Source organism: Pseudomonas sp. GD04015, assembly GCF_029837675.1.
Taxonomy (GTDB): Bacteria; Pseudomonadota; Gammaproteobacteria; order Pseudomonadales; family Pseudomonadaceae; genus Aquipseudomonas; species Aquipseudomonas paralcaligenes.
The window spans coordinates 61,571-76,034 of the sequence record NZ_JAOEEE010000024.1 but is presented as its reverse complement, the minus strand read 5'-3'; the positions used below and the strand labels follow the sequence as shown (position 1 = coordinate 76,034).

18 protein-coding genes are annotated in these 14,464 nt (G+C 69.9%); 4 read left to right on the top strand and 14 right to left on the bottom strand.

Annotated elements, in window-relative coordinates; all coding sequences use genetic code 11:
- Positions 1 to 679, top strand: a 679-nt coding sequence (locus N7640_RS18385) for an NAD(P)/FAD-dependent oxidoreductase (protein WP_279906218.1), incomplete at its 5' end; no start/stop codon positions are given.
- 51 nt (positions 680 to 730) lie between these two features.
- On the top strand, positions 731 to 1,405 hold the full coding sequence (locus tag N7640_RS18380; RefSeq protein ID WP_279902153.1) for a class I SAM-dependent methyltransferase: 675 nt from the start codon (positions 731 to 733) through the stop codon (positions 1,403 to 1,405).
- Positions 1,406 to 1,420: 15 nt separating this feature from the next.
- Here the strand turns inward: N7640_RS18380 and N7640_RS18375 are convergent, their stop codons facing one another.
- The 9 genes from N7640_RS18375 to N7640_RS18335 form a co-directional block, all read right to left on the bottom strand.
- On the bottom strand, positions 1,421 to 2,029 hold the full coding sequence (locus tag N7640_RS18375) for an ABC-type transport auxiliary lipoprotein family protein (protein WP_279902151.1): 609 nt from the start codon (positions 2,027 to 2,029) through the stop codon (positions 1,421 to 1,423).
- Positions 2,026 to 2,964, bottom strand: a complete 939-nt coding sequence (locus tag N7640_RS18370; RefSeq protein WP_279902149.1) for an MlaD family protein — start codon at positions 2,962 to 2,964, stop codon at positions 2,026 to 2,028. The genes N7640_RS18375 and N7640_RS18370 overlap by 4 nt, the downstream gene beginning before the upstream one ends.
- A 2-nt stretch (positions 2,965 to 2,966) precedes the next feature.
- Entirely contained in the window at positions 2,967 to 3,746 is a 780-nt protein-coding gene (locus N7640_RS18365) for an ABC transporter ATP-binding protein (protein ID WP_220813664.1), read from the bottom strand.
- Complete coding sequence (locus tag N7640_RS18360; protein ID WP_279902147.1) at positions 3,740 to 4,873, bottom strand: MlaE family lipid ABC transporter permease subunit; 1,134 nt, start codon at positions 4,871 to 4,873, stop codon at positions 3,740 to 3,742. Before N7640_RS18360 ends, N7640_RS18365 begins: the two co-directional genes overlap by 7 nt.
- A 123-nt stretch (positions 4,874 to 4,996) precedes the next feature.
- Positions 4,997 to 5,434, bottom strand: a complete 438-nt coding sequence (locus N7640_RS18355) for a hypothetical protein (RefSeq protein ID WP_279902145.1) — start codon at positions 5,432 to 5,434, stop codon at positions 4,997 to 4,999.
- A 10-nt stretch (positions 5,435 to 5,444) separates the two neighbouring features.
- Positions 5,445 to 6,278, bottom strand: coding sequence for an enoyl-CoA hydratase-related protein (locus N7640_RS18350; protein WP_279902144.1), 834 nt, complete (start codon positions 6,276 to 6,278; stop codon positions 5,445 to 5,447).
- Positions 6,279 to 6,316: 38 nt separating this feature from the next.
- On the bottom strand, positions 6,317 to 7,045 hold the full coding sequence (locus tag N7640_RS18345) for a nitroreductase family protein (protein WP_279902142.1): 729 nt from the start codon (positions 7,043 to 7,045) through the stop codon (positions 6,317 to 6,319).
- The gene (locus N7640_RS18340) at positions 7,042 to 7,944 is read right to left on the bottom strand and encodes an alpha/beta fold hydrolase (RefSeq protein ID WP_279902141.1); all 903 of its coding nucleotides are present in this window, start codon (positions 7,942 to 7,944) and stop codon (positions 7,042 to 7,044) included. The genes N7640_RS18345 and N7640_RS18340 overlap by 4 nt, the downstream gene beginning before the upstream one ends.
- Before the next feature lie 70 nt (positions 7,945 to 8,014).
- Positions 8,015 to 8,812 carry a crotonase/enoyl-CoA hydratase family protein gene (locus tag N7640_RS18335; RefSeq protein ID WP_279902140.1) on the bottom strand — a complete coding sequence of 266 codons (798 nt, stop codon included), beginning with the start codon at positions 8,810 to 8,812 and terminating at the stop codon, positions 8,015 to 8,017.
- 168 nt (positions 8,813 to 8,980) lie between these two features.
- On the opposite strand from N7640_RS18335, the gene N7640_RS18330 reads away from it, so the two are divergent.
- The gene (locus N7640_RS18330; protein ID WP_279902139.1) at positions 8,981 to 9,541 is read left to right on the top strand and encodes a TetR/AcrR family transcriptional regulator; all 561 of its coding nucleotides are present in this window, start codon (positions 8,981 to 8,983) and stop codon (positions 9,539 to 9,541) included.
- A 1-nt stretch (position 9,542) separates the two neighbouring features.
- Here the strand turns inward: N7640_RS18330 and N7640_RS18325 are convergent, their stop codons facing one another.
- Together N7640_RS18325 and N7640_RS18320 are read right to left on the bottom strand one after the other, a co-directional pair.
- Positions 9,543 to 9,845, bottom strand: coding sequence for a DUF202 domain-containing protein (locus N7640_RS18325; protein WP_279902138.1), 303 nt, complete (start codon positions 9,843 to 9,845; stop codon positions 9,543 to 9,545).
- Positions 9,838 to 10,236, bottom strand: a complete 399-nt coding sequence (locus tag N7640_RS18320; RefSeq protein WP_279902137.1) for a DUF202 domain-containing protein — start codon at positions 10,234 to 10,236, stop codon at positions 9,838 to 9,840. Before N7640_RS18320 ends, N7640_RS18325 begins: the two co-directional genes overlap by 8 nt.
- Before the next feature lie 303 nt (positions 10,237 to 10,539).
- On the opposite strand from N7640_RS18320, the gene N7640_RS18315 reads away from it, so the two are divergent.
- On the top strand, positions 10,540 to 12,303 hold the full coding sequence (locus N7640_RS18315) for an EAL domain-containing protein (protein ID WP_279902136.1): 1,764 nt from the start codon (positions 10,540 to 10,542) through the stop codon (positions 12,301 to 12,303).
- A gap of 28 nt (positions 12,304 to 12,331) precedes the next feature.
- Here the strand turns inward: N7640_RS18315 and ampC are convergent, their stop codons facing one another.
- From ampC to N7640_RS18300, 3 genes are all read right to left on the bottom strand, one after another.
- Positions 12,332 to 13,408, bottom strand: coding sequence for a class C beta-lactamase (ampC, locus tag N7640_RS18310; RefSeq protein ID WP_279902307.1), 1,077 nt, complete (start codon positions 13,406 to 13,408; stop codon positions 12,332 to 12,334).
- Between the two features lie 79 nt (positions 13,409 to 13,487).
- Positions 13,488 to 13,826, bottom strand: coding sequence for an FKBP-type peptidyl-prolyl cis-trans isomerase (locus N7640_RS18305; RefSeq protein ID WP_279902134.1), 339 nt, complete (start codon positions 13,824 to 13,826; stop codon positions 13,488 to 13,490).
- A 97-nt stretch (positions 13,827 to 13,923) separates the two neighbouring features.
- Complete coding sequence (locus N7640_RS18300) at positions 13,924 to 14,463, bottom strand: dihydrofolate reductase family protein (RefSeq protein ID WP_279902133.1); 540 nt, start codon at positions 14,461 to 14,463, stop codon at positions 13,924 to 13,926.
- Between the last annotated feature and the right edge of the window lies 1 nt (position 14,464).

Sequence of the window (14,464 nt, the reverse complement as noted above, 5' to 3'; positions counted from 1 at the left end):
GTGGCTGTCCGACCGGGCCGTCGGCGCCGAGCGCACGGAGCAAGGCTTTCGCGTGCATTTCGAGGCGGGCGAGGCTCGCGAGGCGAGCCGGATCATCCTGGCGACCGGCGTGGTCGACCGCCTGCCCGACATTCTCGGCCTGGCCGAGCGCTGGGGCAGCCGCGTGTTTCACTGCCCGTACTGCCACGGCTACGAGCTGGAGCGGGGCCGCATCGGCATCGTCGCCACGTCCGCCATGGCCATGCACCTGGCGCTGCTGCTGCCGGACTGGGGCGAGACCACCCTGTTCCTGAACGGGGCGTTCGAGCCCGACGCGGAGCAACTGGCGAAGCTCGCCGGCCGGGGCGTGGCGCTGGAGCGCGAGGCCGTGGCGCGGCTGGAGGGCGAGCTGGAGCTGGTGCTAGGCAGCGGACGCCGCGTGCGTCTCGACGGCCTGTTCGTGTCGACCCGGGTCGAGGTCGCCGACCCGTTGGCCGACCTGCTGGGCTGCGCGTTCAGCGAGGGCGAGTTCGGCCGGATCATCCACACCGACGCGATGAAGGCGACCAGCGTTCCGGGCGTCTACGCCTGCGGCGATGCGGCGCGCATGGGCGGCTCGGTGTCGCTGGCGGTGGGCGATGGCACCCTGGCGGGCGCCGCCGCCCACCAGTCGCTGATCTTCGGCCTGCCGGGCGCGTAGCCCGCGAAGCCGTTTGCGAATCCTGTTTCTGTCCGATTCCCGGGAGGTCCCATGCCGCCTTTTTCCGATCCACAGGTTGTCGCCCGCTACGCCGAGGGGCCGGTTCGCCAGGTGCCCGGATTTCACGGCCTGCAGCGGATGGCAACGCTGCTGCTGGCCGAGCGCGTGCCCGAGGACGGCCGCGTGCTGGTGCTCGGTGCGGGCGGCGGCCTGGAGCTGCAGGCGTTCGCCCAGGCGCAGCCCGGCTGGCGCTTCGCGGGGGTCGATCCCTCGGCGCAGATGCTGGCCCTGGCCCGGCAGACGCTGGGCGTGCTGGAGGCTTGCGTGGACTTCCACCAGGGCTATATCGACTCGCTGGCCGAGGGGCATTTCGATGGCGCCACCTGCTTGCTGACGCTGCATTTCCTGCCACCGGAGCAGCGGCTGCGCACCCTCCAGCAACTCTGGCAACGACTCGCCCCCGGCGCGCCGCTGGTGGTCGCCCACCACAGCGTCCCCGAGGGCGAGGAGAGGATGCGCTGGTTGCAGCGCTATGCGGCGTTCGCTGAGGCGTCCGGGGTTGTGCGGGAACAGGCGCAGGGCGCGGCCGCCGCGATCGACGAACGCCTGCCGCTGCTGTCGCCGGAGCAGGATGAGGCGCTGCTGCGCCAGGCGGGATTCGAGGGCGTCGAGCTGTTCTACGCGGGCTTCACGTTCCGTGGCTGGGTCGGCTACCGCCAGGCCTGACCGGTCGCTCCGGGCTTATTTCTCGGCCTGTATCCGCTGCGTGGTCCACTCGACCAGTTGCCCGGCGAGCTGGTCGCTGGCCTGGCCGAAGGCGTCCACCACCGCCGGCACCTCGACCGTCCGGCTGGGCTGGCGCACGACGAAGCTGCGGCTGGCGGTGACCCGCTGGGTGTCGGCGCGGACCAGCCGCGCATCGAAGCGGATCACCACCTCGGGCTTGCCGTCGCGGTACTCGCTCTGGAACGCCAGCAGGTTGCCGGCCAGCACGAAGTCGCTCTGCAGGTGCTGCTCCGCGCTGCTCAGCGCGGCGAACCGACCGTCGGCCTGGAAGGCTTCCAGCAGGCGGTCGCGCAGCAGCGCCGGCGCCGGGTCGCTCCAGCGCGCGCCCTTGTAGCTGCTGATCTCGCTGCCCTGGGGGACCACGGCGATGCGCGTGCTGTCCAGCACCAGGCTGGCCTGGGGCCGGCCGATGCCCAGCGAGCGGGCGAGGGGCTGCGCCTGGCTCGCCGCCTGCGGCTGGAGCGAGGGCAGCAGGTAGGTCTGCACGGGTTCGGCCTCGGGCAGCAGGGAGCAGCCGCCGAGCAGGGCGGTCAGGCCGAGGGGGAGCAGCAGCGTGCGGATCATGGCTGGAATTCCTTGTTCTGTTGGCGATCCAGCAGCAGGGCGCCGGGGTTGTCGGAGAGCCGCTGGGTCATCTGCCGCAGCGAGGTCAGGGTGCTGCGCAGTTCGAGGATCGCCGGGCCGATCTCGCCGATGCCCTGCAGGCCGCCGCTGAGGGCGTCCTCGTTGCGCGCGAGCAGCTGTTCCAGGCTGGCGCTGGTGCGCTCCAGGGTGGCCATGGTCTGGGCGGCGCTGTCCATCACGCTGCGCCCCTGCTGGTCGAGCAGGTTGTTGGCGCCGCGCATGGTCTCGTTGGTGCGTTGCAGCAGGAGGCTGGCCTGGCGGCTGGTCTCGGCCAGCTCGGCCAGCGCCTGACGGATCTCGCCGCGCTGGCTGGCCACGGCGCCCACAGTCTGCTCCAGGCCGGCCAGGGTGCTGCCGACGCGGTCGATGTTCTCGCTGGAGAACATGCGGTTGGCGTTGGCCAGCAGGTGGTTGATGTTGGTCACCAGGTCCTCGCCGTTGGTGAGCAGGCGCGACAGCGGCGACGGGTCGGCGACGATAACCGTCGGCTCGTGGTTGCGGGTGGCCAGGGGCGGGCTGGTCGGCGTGCCGCCGTAGAGCTGGATCACCGCGCCGCCGGTGATGCTGGTCACCGCCAGGCGGGCGTGGGTGTTTTCCTTGACCGGCGTATCCTCGGCCACCCGGATGAGGGCCTGGACCTGGCGCGGGTCGCTGGGGTCGAGGCTCAGGCTGACCACGTCGCCGACCTTGATGCCGCTGTACTGCACGCTGCTGCCGACGGACAGGCCGTTGACCGCTTCCTTGAACACCACCTCGTACAGCTTGAATTCGCGGTCGATGCTGGACTTGCCCATCCACAGGGCGAACAGCAGCGCGCTGCCCACCGCGAGCACGGTGAACAGGCCTATCAGCACGTGATGCGCACGGGTTTCCATCGTCAGTTCTCCCTGTTCGCGGCCTGCTGGGCCGCGCGGCCACGGGGGCCGTGAAAGTATTCGCGTATCCAGGCGTCGTCCGTGGCCTCGACCACCGGCAGGCGGTCGGCGACCAGCACCTTCTTCTGCGAGAGCACCGCGACCCGGTCGCAGATGCTGTAGATCGTATCGAGGTCATGGGTGACCAGGAATACGCTCAGGCCCAGCGCGTCGCGCAGGGTGAGGATGAGCTGGTCGAAGGCGGCGGCGCCGATGGGGTCGAGCCCGGCGGTGGGTTCGTCGAGGAACAGGATTTCCGGGTCCATGGCGATGGCGCGGGCCAGCGCGGCGCGCTTGACCATGCCGCCCGACAGCGAGTCCGGGTACTTGTCGCCGGCGTTCGCCGGCAGCCCTGCCAGCGCCACCTTGACCCGCGCCAGGCGTTCGGCGTCGGGGCGCGACAGGCCGGCGTGCTCGATCAGCGGCAGGGCGATGTTCTCGATCACGGTCAGCGACGAGAACAGGGCGCCGCGCTGGAACAGCACGCCGAAGCGTCGCTCCAGCTGCGAGCGGCGCTCGGGCGGGGCGTCCAGCAGGCTCTCGCCGAACACCCGGATGCTACCGGCGGCCGGGCGCAGCAGGCCGACGATGCTGCGCAGCAGCACCGACTTGCCGGTGCCGGAGCCACCGACCACACCGAGCACCTCGCCGCGGCGGATGTCCAGGTCGAGGTCCTGGTGCACCACCTGAGCGCCGAACTGGTTGCGCAGGCCGCGCACTTCCACAAGCACGTCGTTCACCAGCCCATCTCCATGAAGAACATCGCCGCCACGGCGTCGAGCAGGATCACCACGAAGATCGACTGCACCACCGCCGAGGTGGTGTGGTCGCCGACCGACTTGGCGCTGCCGCCGGACTTGAAGCCTTCCAGGCAGCCGATGATGGCGATGATGAAGGCGAAGAACGGCGCCTTGGCCAGGCCGACGAAGAGGTGCTGGACCGGGACCTCCGACTGCAGGATGCCGAGGAACAGGGTCGGCGAGATGTCCAGCATCAGTGCGCTGACCACGCCGCCGCCGAGGATGCCGGAGAGGATGGCGATGAAGGTGAGGATCGGCAGGCTGATCATCATCGCCAGGATGCGCGGCAGCACCAGCAGCTCCATCGGGTTGAGGCCGAGCACGCGGATGGCGTCGATCTCCTCGTTGGCCTTCATCGAGCCGATCTGCGCGGTGAAGGCGCTGGCGGTGCGGCCGGCCATGAGGATGGCGGTGAGCAGCACGCCGAACTCGCGCAGGAAGGAGAAGGCCACCAGGTGCACGGTGTAGATGGTCGCGCCGAAGTTGGCCAGCACCGTGGCGCCGAGGAAGGCGACCACCGCGCCGACCATGAAGGTCAGCAGGACGATGATGGGGATGGCGTTCAGTCCGGTCTGCTCGATATGCGAGACCAGCGAGGTGATCCGCCAGCGGCGCGGCCGGAACAGGGTGCGGACGAGGCTGTCCAGGGCCAGGCCGATGAAGCCGAGCAGGGCGCGCAGGCGGCTCCAGAAGCCGGTGACGGTGGCGCCGACTTCCTCCAGCACCTCGTAGGCGGCGGAGCGGTGCGCGGCGCCGGGCGCCTGGGGACAGTCGTGCAGCGCCTCGCCGACGGTGCGCAGCAACGCCAGGCGCTCGGGTGGCAGCTCGGGGTTGCCCTGGGCCAGTGCCAGCAGGCGCTCGGCGCCGAGCCAGCGGCCGAGCAGGGCGGCGCCGGCGGTGTCCAGCTGGCCGAGCTGGGCGAAGTCCAGCGCCGGCTCGGGCGCCTGGGCGGGCAGGCGCTCCAGCTCCGCTTCCAGGCGGTTGTAGTGTCTCAGTGTCCAGTCCCCGCGCACCCGCAGGCGCGGTGGCGAGTGCTCGGTGTCCTGGATGATGCTGCCGGCTTCCGACATGGGCTTCCTGCTGTGTGCTCGGGCTTTCCTGAATCTGGGCGAGCGGCGCGCCGAGTGCAAGTCTGTGGAAGCCGAAGGATGTCACGCGAAGCGGGTCAGGAGAAGCGCGGATTGGCTCCACGGCTAGCGCAGCAGCATCAGGTAGACGCCGCAGGCCAGCGCCAGCAGGCCGGCCGGGATGGCGACCAGGGAGATGGTGTCGATGCGCCGGGACTGGCGGATCACGTCGGCCAGGTCGTCACGCTCCGCCGCGGCGCGGCGTTGCAGGACGGGCACCAGGCACAGCAGGTTGCCGGCGACCGCCAGCGCGCCGGCAACCACCTTGAGGGCATACAGGCCGCCGAAGCGCGCGGGCTCGACGAGCAGCAGGCCGGTCACCAGCACCACGGCGAAGGCCGGCGTTTCGAAGAGCAGGTCGATCCTGCGGTGCAGACTGGCGACGGCGAAACCCTGGCCGCGGCTCTGCGCGCGGCCGCGTTCGAACAGGTATTCCACCGCCACCACGCCGAGCCAGAAGGCCACGGCGAACAGGTGCAGGTTCAGCAGCAGGTCGAAGCGCACGGCGGGCGCCTCAGTCCCTGACCAGGCCGGGCGTCTTCGGCGGCGTGGCGAGGGACCGGTCCGGGTGGTCGCGTTCGAGGAAGCGGCGCAGGCCCTCGCGGGTGTCGTCGTGATGGATGGAGCGGTTGAAGCACTCCGCCTCGATGCGCAGACCCTCCGCCAGCGGCTGCCCGTAGCCGCGCACCGCCGCCTCCTTGTCCGAGCGCATGGCCGGTTGCGGCAGGGTGCAGAGGAACCTGGCCAGCTCCATCGCCCGTTCGAGCGACCGTCCCCGAGGCACCACCTCGTTGGCCAGGCCGATGGCGAGGGCTTCCGCCGCCGAGATCACCTTGCCCGTGAGGATCAGCTCCATCGCCCGGCCCATGCCGACGATGCGCGGCAGGCGCTGGCTGCCGCCATCCGCCAGGCCGATGTTCCAGCGCCGGCAGGTGACGCCGAAGGAGGCGTGCTCCTCGGCGATGCGCATGTCGGCGAAGCAGGCCCACTCCAGCCCGCCGGCGTAGGCCACGCCGTTCACCGCGGCGATCACCGGCTTGTAGATGTCGGTCCAGCGGCTCGGACCGAGGATGCCGGGCCGCTCGCCGCGGTCGTGGGCGGCGATCTCGTCCGGGGTGGACGGCACCAGGTCGAGGCCCGCCTGCAGGTCGCCGCCCGCGCAGAAGGCCTTGTCGCCGGCGCCGGTGATGATGGCGACGAGGGCGCTGTCGTCGTCGCGGAAGCGCGTCCAGGCCTCGATCAGCTCGCGGTGGGTGACCGGGCCGATGCAGTTGCGCTTGTCCGGCCGGTTGAAGCGGATGACGCGGATCGGGCCGTGGGCCTCGTAGTCGATCTGGGTGAACGTCATGGCGGAGGGTCCTCTTGTTGTTATGGTTCGGCAGCCGTTCAGTGCCACGATACGCTGCGTTCGAGCGGAAAGCGCAGGCGCGGGTTGTAGACGGCCCGTTCGCCCGGCACGCCGACCGCCAGCAGCATGATCGGGATCGCGTCCCCGGGCAGCGGCAGCACCCGCCGCAGGCGCTGCTCGTCGAAGCCTTCCATCGGGCAGGTGCCGTAGCCGTGGCTGTGGAACGCCAGCATCAGGTTCTGGGCGGCCAGCGCCGTCGATTTCACCGCCCACAGCCGCATCTGCTGCAGGCTGTTGGGCGTGCGCATGACCGGGCGCCGTAGCCCCACCAGGCGAACCAGCAGGCGCTTGAGCAGGCCGCGCCAGCCCAGCCGGCCCTGGTTGTACTGGAAGGGGGCGGTCTTTTTGTAGAAGCGGTCGATCACCGCCGGCACCTGGGGTTCGGGCCAGAACGCGAGTACGTCGGCGCAGGCCTGCTTCCAGCCGTCCGGCCGTGCCAGCACGGCGATGATCAGCGGCGCCCTGGCGGCGCTCTGGCCCAGGCAGACCGGGTGCAGCCGCCGGAGCAGGGCGGGGTCGCGCACCACCTGGAAGGACCAGGGCTGCAGGTTGCACGAGTTGGGCGCCAGCACCGCGAGTTCCAGGCAGGCGCGGATGACCGCATCGGGCACCGGCTCGTCGGTGAAGCGGCGGATCGCCCGCCGGCCTTCCACCAGCGCGCGGAAGCGCTCGGCGGCCTGGGCGTGGTCCGGCGCTGCCAGGCTCATCGTCCGCCCCCGCAGGCCGAAGGCTGCCGTGGCGCGCCGGCGGCGCCTTGCGCGGCGAACCAGTCCAGGGCCTCGTCCCAGAGCGCGCTGGCCGACTCGCGGAAGTAGCCCATGTGGCCGATGGGCTGGCCGGCCAGGTCGCGAGTGCGCAGGGGCGCGTTGCGGTAGCCCTTGATGAAGGCGTCCCGCGAGACGGGCGGCGCCCACAGGTCGTCCACCGCGTTGGCGAACACGCAGGGCGTGCGTACCTGCGCGTAGCGGCTGACGATGTCGGCCATCGCGGGATCGTCGAAGAAGTAGTGGGGATGGGCGCACCAGCGCTTCCAGTCCCGGTAGACCCCGAGCGGCAGGTCGTCGCCCATGCCCAGCAGGCTCCAGGCCATGTAGCTCTTCCAGGCGACGATCAGCGGCAGCACGCAGGACCACATCAGGCGCACCTTGAATGCCTCGGCCCGGGGCATCCAGCCGGCCCAGCCGGCGCCGGTGCCGAAGCAGTAGGCCGCGGCGATCTTCTGGTGGTTGGGCAGCAGGCCGAGGGCGTGGCCGCCGAAGGAGTGGCCGATCCAGTACAGCGGGGTACGGCCGTCGTCCATCCGTTCGACAGCGGCGGCCAGGTCGCGCAGGCCCCAGTCCAGGTAGGCCATCTCGAAGCCTTTCAGGGTGGTGGGAGCGGAGTCGCCGATGCCCCGGTAGTCCAGGGTCAGCACGTTGAAGCCGCGGGCGCTGGCGTGTTGGGCGAAGCGGCGGTAGAAGCGCTGCTGCACGCCGGTCGCGCCGGCCACGATCAGGTTGCCACGGGCGGCGCCTTGCGCGGAGTAGCGGGTGGCGGCCAGGCGGTAGCCGTCGTCCGCCACCAGGGACAACGGGTCGATCACCGAGAGTGAAGCGGGTCTGGTCATGCAAAGGGCTCCAGCCGGACGTTGCGAAGAGTGGCAGCGGTCATCGCCACCGCTGCCCAGGGGGAGGGTATCAGCGACCTTTGAACAGCGGCTCGCGCTTCTGCATCATCGCCATCACCCCTTCGCGCACGTCCTCGCTCCTGATCAGCGAGAACAGCAGCTCGTTGAGCCGGGAAAGGGCGGCGGCGTCGCCTTCGTCGCGGGCCTGGAAGGTGGACTGCAGGGTGGCCCGGATGGCCAGCGGCGCGGCCTTGGCGATGCGGTCCGCGTACGCGATGGCCCGCGCCAGTTCCTCGCCGGGCTCGACCACCTCGGTCAGCAGACGCATGGCCAGGGCGTCCTCGGCGCCGAATTCCTCGCCGGTCAGCATGTAGCGCATGGCGCTGGTCCAGCCGGCGGCCTGGGTGAAGCGCACGGTGGAGCCGCCGGAGGGCGGAATGCCGCGCAGCACTTCCAGGTGGGCGAAGCGCGTGTTGCGCGCGGCGACCGCGATGTCGGCGTTGAGCACCAGTTCGATGCCCGCGGTCCAGCAGGTGCCCTGCACGGCGATCACCACCGGCTTGGTGCGGCGCGGCCCGGAGACGCCCCAGGGGTCGATGCCGCCGTCCGGGTACTGGAAGCCGCCCGAGGCGAGCTTGGGCGTCAGCTCCATCAGGTCGAGGCCGGCGGTGAAGTGCTCGCCATGGGCGAACAGGACGGCGCAGCGCAGCTCGTCATCGCGCTCGAACTCGCCGAAGGCCAGGGCCAGGTCGGCCAGCATGGCGCTGTCGAACGCGTTGCGTTTCCCCGCGCGGTCGAGGCCGACGAGGAACAGGTGGCCGCGCCGCTCGCGGGTGACGCGGCCCGGGCCGCTGTTTGCTTCGCTCATGGTGACTCTCCTGACTGGATGAAGGGGCCTGGCGATGCCAGGTCGATTCCACTTACTTACTAAATGTTTGGTTTGAGAAAGCTAAACAAACATTCGGTAACCGTCAAATTGAGACGTCATCGCTTATGCCCTAGAATCACCGCCCATGATCGAGAACAGGAGTGGCCCGTGCGTCCGTTGAAGATTCCCCGCGATGAGCTGCTGCTGCGCTGCGCCAATACCTTCAAGCGCCTCGGCTACCACGGCACCACCATGGACGCCCTGTCTGCCGCCTGCGGGCTGACCAAGGCGTCCTTCTACCATCACTACCCGAACAAGGAAGCGCTCCTGCGCGACGTGCTGGAGTGGACCCACGGGCGTCTCAAGCAGTCCCTGTTCGCCATCGCCTACGACGAGAGCCTGACCGTGCAGGAGCGGCTCGCCGGCATCGGCCGCCGGGCCAGGAAGCTGTTCCAGGACGACTCGATCGGCTGCCTGATGGGCGTGGTGGCGGTGGACGCCACCTACGGCAAGGTCGAGCTGATGGAGCCGATCCGGCTGTTCCTCGACGACTGGGCGGCCGCCTTCACCGAGCTGTATCGCGCGGGCCATGGCGAGGAGCAGGCGCAGCGCCTGGCGCGGCAACTGGTGGCCGACTTCGAGGGCGCCATCCTGCTGGCCCGCATCTACGGCGACCCCGGCTACTTCGACGCGGTGATCGAGCGCGGCATCGCGCAGCTGGCGCCCTAGCTCAGCGGCCCAGGGCATCCAGGGCCGCGATCACCGCGATGGCCACCAGCGCGATGCTGGTGCCCAGCACCGTCCGCAGGCGCGCCTGACCGCGCTCGTCGCGCAGCATCGCCAGGCTGCGCTGGTAGCGCCGGCCCTGGCGCAGCCAGAGCACGCCGGCGGTGCCCAGGGCGATCAGCGAGACCGTCGGGTGGTGGTCGCGCAGGGCCAGGCAGGCGATCACCAGCAGCGAGATCTGCGTGCGGCGCCAGGCCAGTTCCGTGCGCTCGGCCTGCAGTCCGGCGTCGAGGGGCGCGTCAGCCATGCTGCCAGCGCGGCCAGAACAGCACGACCAGGATCAGCGCGGCCACGCAGCAGCCGACCGCCAGCATCGGCACCAGCCCGGGCAGAGGAAGGGCGCGGCGATGACGCAGGGCGCGCTCCACCGACAGCCAGCGCAGGCAGGCACCGGCGCTGACCAGCATGCTCAGGAACAGCAGGCTCAGGGTGATGACCAGCCGCAGCATCGGTTCGAGCGCCTGGCTGGCGAACGTCTCGACGGCGATGCCGCCACCGAGCAGGGCCAGCGCGGTGCGAATCCAGGCCAGAAAGGTGCGCTCGTTGGCCAGGGTGAAGCGCGGGTCCGGTTCTTCGCCTCCCAGCAGCGAGCGGGAGAGTGACTTGCGTGGCGGGTTGCCGGGTTCAGGATTGCTCATGCAGTACCGTGAATGTCTGGCGGGTGACGCGGGGCTGCGGTGCGCCCCGGGGCCGGTGGCCATGCGTCGTGACCTGCGAAGCGGGCATGGAGTGCCTGGCTTCGCGCGCAGGGGCCGGCGGGAGTCGCCAGCCTAATGCACCGAGGCGCTTCGGGCCAGTTGCCGGACATTCGCTGTCTCCGCGGTAGGGATTTCGGCAGCGCAAAAGCTGTCCCGGCGATCAGAACTCCCGGATGGCCGGTCGGCGGCGTGGAGGCCGGCTGAAGTAGAGTGACTTCCTTGAAACCCACCGAGGCGTAGCACGTGAAGTCAACCCTGTCGTCACAGCTGGAGTCGCCCCTTCGGCAGCATGAAATAGCGGCTCTGTCCTGTTTCGAAGGTGTTTCGGACGCCCTGTTCGATGAACTGATCGGCCTCGCGGCCTCCTACTTCTCCGTCCCCATCGCCCTGATCTCGGTGCTGGAGGCCAGCCGGCAGTGGTTTCTCGCGCAGTCCGGCATGGCCTGCGACCAGACGCCCCTGCTGGACTCGTTCTGCGCCACCGCGGTCGAGGCGAACGGCTTCTTCGAGGTCGGCGACGCCCTGGCCGACAGCCGCTTCCGCGACAATCCGCTGGTGGTCGGCAGCCCGGGCATCCGCTTCTACGCCGGCTGGCCGCTGGTCACCGAGGACGGGGTGATCCTGGGCATGTTCTGCATCATCGACACCGTGCCGCGGCCTCCGCTGTCGGACGCGCAGCGCGACACCCTGCGCAGGCTGGCGGCGCTGGTCATGCTGCGCATCCGCGACCTGCGCAGCAGCAACTACATCGACGCCACCATCGGCCTGTTCAACCGGATCAAGTTCGAGAAGGACGTCGAGGTCTACAAGGGCCGCGACGAGGCGGTGACCGTGATCGCCGCCGACATGGTGTCGCCGGCCTTTCTCAACGAGATCGTCAAGTCGCTGGGCTACCCGTTCTCCGCCGAGGTGATGAAGGTGCTCAAGGAGCGGCTGCAGGGCGTCATCGGCAGCCGCAGCCTGTACAAGATCAGCCCCACCCGCTTCGGCTTCCTGCTGGCCGAGGGGGAAGACACCGCCGCGATCATCGAACGCCTCGCCCGCGAGATCGAGCTGCCCATCGAGTGCGCCGGCATCCCGTTGCAGCCGCGCACCGGATTGGGCGTGCTCGGCCTGCATGGCCGCGCCTGGAACGACGACTGGCTGCGTTGCCTGGTCAGTACCGCGGACCATGCGCGGCGCAACGGCAAGGGCTGGTTCCATTTCGAACCCGCGCTCGACCACGCCCAGGTGCGCGCCTTCACGCTGCTGACCTCGCTGTCCAAGGCGGTCAGGGCGGAGGAGGAGTTCTACCTGGAGTACCAGCCCAGGGTCGAGGTGGCCACGGGCAGGATGTGCGCCGTCGAGGCCCTGCTGCGCTGGCGGCATCCCGAGCTGGGCTTCGTCGGCCCCGGCGAATTCATTCCGCTGGCCGAGAAGACGCCGCTGATCCGCCAGATCAGTTCGTGGGTGGCCCGCCGCGCGCTGGACCAGCTGGCCGCGTGGTCGGCAGCCGGCCACGACTGGTGCATGTCGCTGAACGTCTCGGCGGCGGACATGGCGGATTCCGAGTTCGTCGACGAGCTGATCCTGCTGCTGCAGGAGAAGGGCATCCGGCCGCAACAGCTCGAACTCGAGTTCACCGAGAGCGCCCTGATGACCAATCCCGAGCTGACCAAGCGCAACCTGCACAGGATCAGGGAGTTCGGCATCGAGCTGGCCATCGACGATTTCGGCACCGGCTACAGCAACTGGACCTACCTGCGCGACCTGCCGGCGACCACGGTCAAACTGGACCAGTCCTTCATGCGCGACGTGCAGACCAACCCCAGGGACCGGGCGGTGGTGGAGTCGATCATCGACCTGGCGCAGAGCGTGGGCTACACGGTGGTCGCGGAAGGCGTCGAGTCGGCGCCGCTGTACGATCTGCTGGCGGAGCTGGGCTGCGACCAGATCCAGGGCTATTTCGTCGCGCGCCCGATGCCTGGCCAGCTGATCCCGCAGTGGGTGGCGTCCAGGCCCACATAGCCCGGATGGGCTCCGTGGTGGTGGCCCATCACTCCAGCGCTGCGAGTATCCGCAAGGCGATCCGCACCCGCTCCGCGTTCGGGTAGTTGCGGTTCGCCAGGATCACCAGGCCGGTGTCGCGGGCCGGCAATACCACCACGTAGGCGCCGAAGCCGTTGGTCGAGCCGGTCTTGTTCAGCAGCATGTCGCCCTCGGCCGGCCTCGGTGTGGCGAAGCGCTCGACCGCATGCGGCTGCAGCGCCATCTGCGATGAGTTGCCGGCCTGCAGCCGCTGCAGGTCGATGGGGTAGTCGTAGCGTTCCCAGCCGAGGCCCTGGGTCATGTCGCCGACCCGGTAGTGGCCTTGGTGGGTGGTTGCGATGGCCTGGCGCAGCGAGGCCGGCAGGTGCGATGGATCGAGGTTGGCCTCGACGAAGCGCAGCATGTCGGCGGCGCTGGATTTCACGCCGTAGGCTTCGGCATCCAGCGGGCCGGGCTGTACGCGGACCGGCTCGTCCTCCCGGTAGCCCCAGGCGTAGCGCGCCATCTGCTGCGCCGGCACCCGCACATGGCTTTCCGTCATGCCCAGCTGCGGGAACAGGCGGTGCTCCAGCAGCCGCTCGAAGGGTTCGCCCAGGCTGGCGGCGGCCAGGTGGCCGAACAGGCCGATGCTGGGGTTGGAGTACAGGCGCTGGCTGCCGGGCGGATAGCCCGGCTGCCAGGCGCGGTACCAGTCGAGCATCTGTCGTTCGCTCTGCACCGTCTGCGGAAATTGCAGGGGCAGGCCGCCAGGCGTGTAGGTGGCCAGGTCGAGCAGGCTAATGGCGTCGAAGGTGCTGCCGCGCAGGGCCGGCAGGTGTTCGCTGGCCTTGTCCGCCAGGCTCAGGCGGCCTTCGGCCTGGGCGTAGGCGCCCAGGGTGGCGGTGAACAGCTTGCTCACCGAGCCCAGCTCGAACAGCGTGTGCTCGTCCACCGCCTGGCCGCTCTCGCGGGAGGCGACGCCATAGTTGAAGTACAGGCGCTCGCCCCGGTGGTGGAGGGCCACCGCCAGGCCGGGAATATCGCACTGGCGCATGGTGGGCTGTACGGCGGCATCGACGGCGCCGGGCAGGTCGGCCAGTGCCATGGCCGCCGGGGCGACGCCCAGCAGCAGGGCCAGGGCGGTTGTGGTGAATCGCATGGGTGGTCCTTCGGTGGTCGGTGGCTCAATCGTCGCGGGTCAGCACTTCCAGCAGCTCGATCTCGAAGATCAGGTTGGAATTCGGCGGAATCGCGCCGACCTTGCGCTCGCCATAGCCCAGGTGAGCCGGCACCCAGAGCTTGCGCTTGCCGCCGACCTGCATGCCCATCAGGCCCTGGTCCCAGCCCTGGATCACCCGGCGTGTGCCGATCACGCACTGGAAGGGCTTGCCGCGGGAATGGGAGGAATCGAACTCGGTACCGTCCTCCAGCCAGCCACGGTAGTGGGTGGTGATCAGCGCGCCCTTGACGGCGGTCTTGCCGGTGCCGGGTTGCAGGTCTTCGATCTTCAGTTCGTCGCTCATGCTGTTCTCGCGAAGGTTTCGTTGGCGGCGTTTTGGCAGGGATCGGGCCGCTTGGCAAGTGTGGCGCGAGCGAGGGGGCAGGTGGAGGCGGGTTCGGCTAGCTCGCCAGCGCGGCTTCCGGGAGCACCTGGTAGTGATGCTGCACCAGCCCGCAGGCGAAGCGCCGCTCGCCGATCAGGCGCAGCGGGCGTTCGAGGCCGGTGGAGAACAGCGGGATGCCGGCGCCGAGCAGGTAGGGCATCACGTTCACGATCAGTTCGTCGAGCAGGCCGGCGGCCAGGCAGTTGGCGGCCAGGCTGCCGCCGCCGACCAGCCAGACCCGTTGGCAGCCCCGTCCGGCCAGCTCCTCCAGCGCCTCGGCCGGGGTGCAGTGGCGGCCCTGCACCCCGGAGGAAGACCTGCCGATGGGGTTGCGGGCGAGCACCAGGCAGGCCTTGCCGGGATAGGGCCAGTCACCCTCCAGGCTGTTGATCGCGTCGTAGGTGGCGCGGCCCATCAGCAGGCCGTCGACGCTTTTATAGAAGTCGGCATAGCCCGGGTCGTCGCCGATCCCGTGCAGCCAGTCGACGCTACCGTCGGGGCGCGCGATGTAGCCGTCCAGGCTGGCTGCCACGTGGTAGATCAGGGTGGGTTTCATC

What these genes read in the sequence shown, in the direction of transcription:
- N7640_RS18320 (WP_279902137.1), bottom strand. Translation starts at nt 10,236, where the DNA reads ATGAGCAATCCTGAACCCGGCAACCCGCCACGCAAGTCACTCTCCCGC.
- N7640_RS18350 (WP_279902144.1), bottom strand. Translation starts at nt 6,278, where the DNA reads ATGACGTTCACCCAGATCGACTACGAGGCCCACGGCCCGATCCGCGTC.
- N7640_RS18345 (WP_279902142.1), bottom strand. Translation starts at nt 7,045, where the DNA reads ATGAGCCTGGCAGCGCCGGACCACGCCCAGGCCGCCGAGCGCTTCCGC.
- ampC (WP_279902307.1), bottom strand. Translation starts at nt 13,408, where the DNA reads ATGGCACTGGCCGACCTGCCCGGCGCCGTCGATGCCGCCGTACAGCCC.
- N7640_RS18375 (WP_279902151.1), bottom strand. Translation starts at nt 2,029, where the DNA reads ATGATCCGCACGCTGCTGCTCCCCCTCGGCCTGACCGCCCTGCTCGGC.
- N7640_RS18360 (WP_279902147.1), bottom strand. Translation starts at nt 4,873, where the DNA reads ATGTCGGAAGCCGGCAGCATCATCCAGGACACCGAGCACTCGCCACCG.
- N7640_RS18325 (WP_279902138.1), bottom strand. Translation starts at nt 9,845, where the DNA reads ATGGCTGACGCGCCCCTCGACGCCGGACTGCAGGCCGAGCGCACGGAA.
- N7640_RS18300 (WP_279902133.1), bottom strand. Translation starts at nt 14,463, where the DNA reads ATGAAACCCACCCTGATCTACCACGTGGCAGCCAGCCTGGACGGCTAC.
- N7640_RS18340 (WP_279902141.1), bottom strand. Translation starts at nt 7,944, where the DNA reads ATGACCAGACCCGCTTCACTCTCGGTGATCGACCCGTTGTCCCTGGTG.
- N7640_RS18370 (WP_279902149.1), bottom strand. Translation starts at nt 2,964, where the DNA reads ATGGAAACCCGTGCGCATCACGTGCTGATAGGCCTGTTCACCGTGCTC.
- N7640_RS18335 (WP_279902140.1), bottom strand. Translation starts at nt 8,812, where the DNA reads ATGAGCGAAGCAAACAGCGGCCCGGGCCGCGTCACCCGCGAGCGGCGC.
- N7640_RS18380 (WP_279902153.1), top strand. Translation starts at nt 731, where the DNA reads ATGCCGCCTTTTTCCGATCCACAGGTTGTCGCCCGCTACGCCGAGGGG.
- N7640_RS18305 (WP_279902134.1), bottom strand. Translation starts at nt 13,826, where the DNA reads ATGAGCGACGAACTGAAGATCGAAGACCTGCAACCCGGCACCGGCAAG.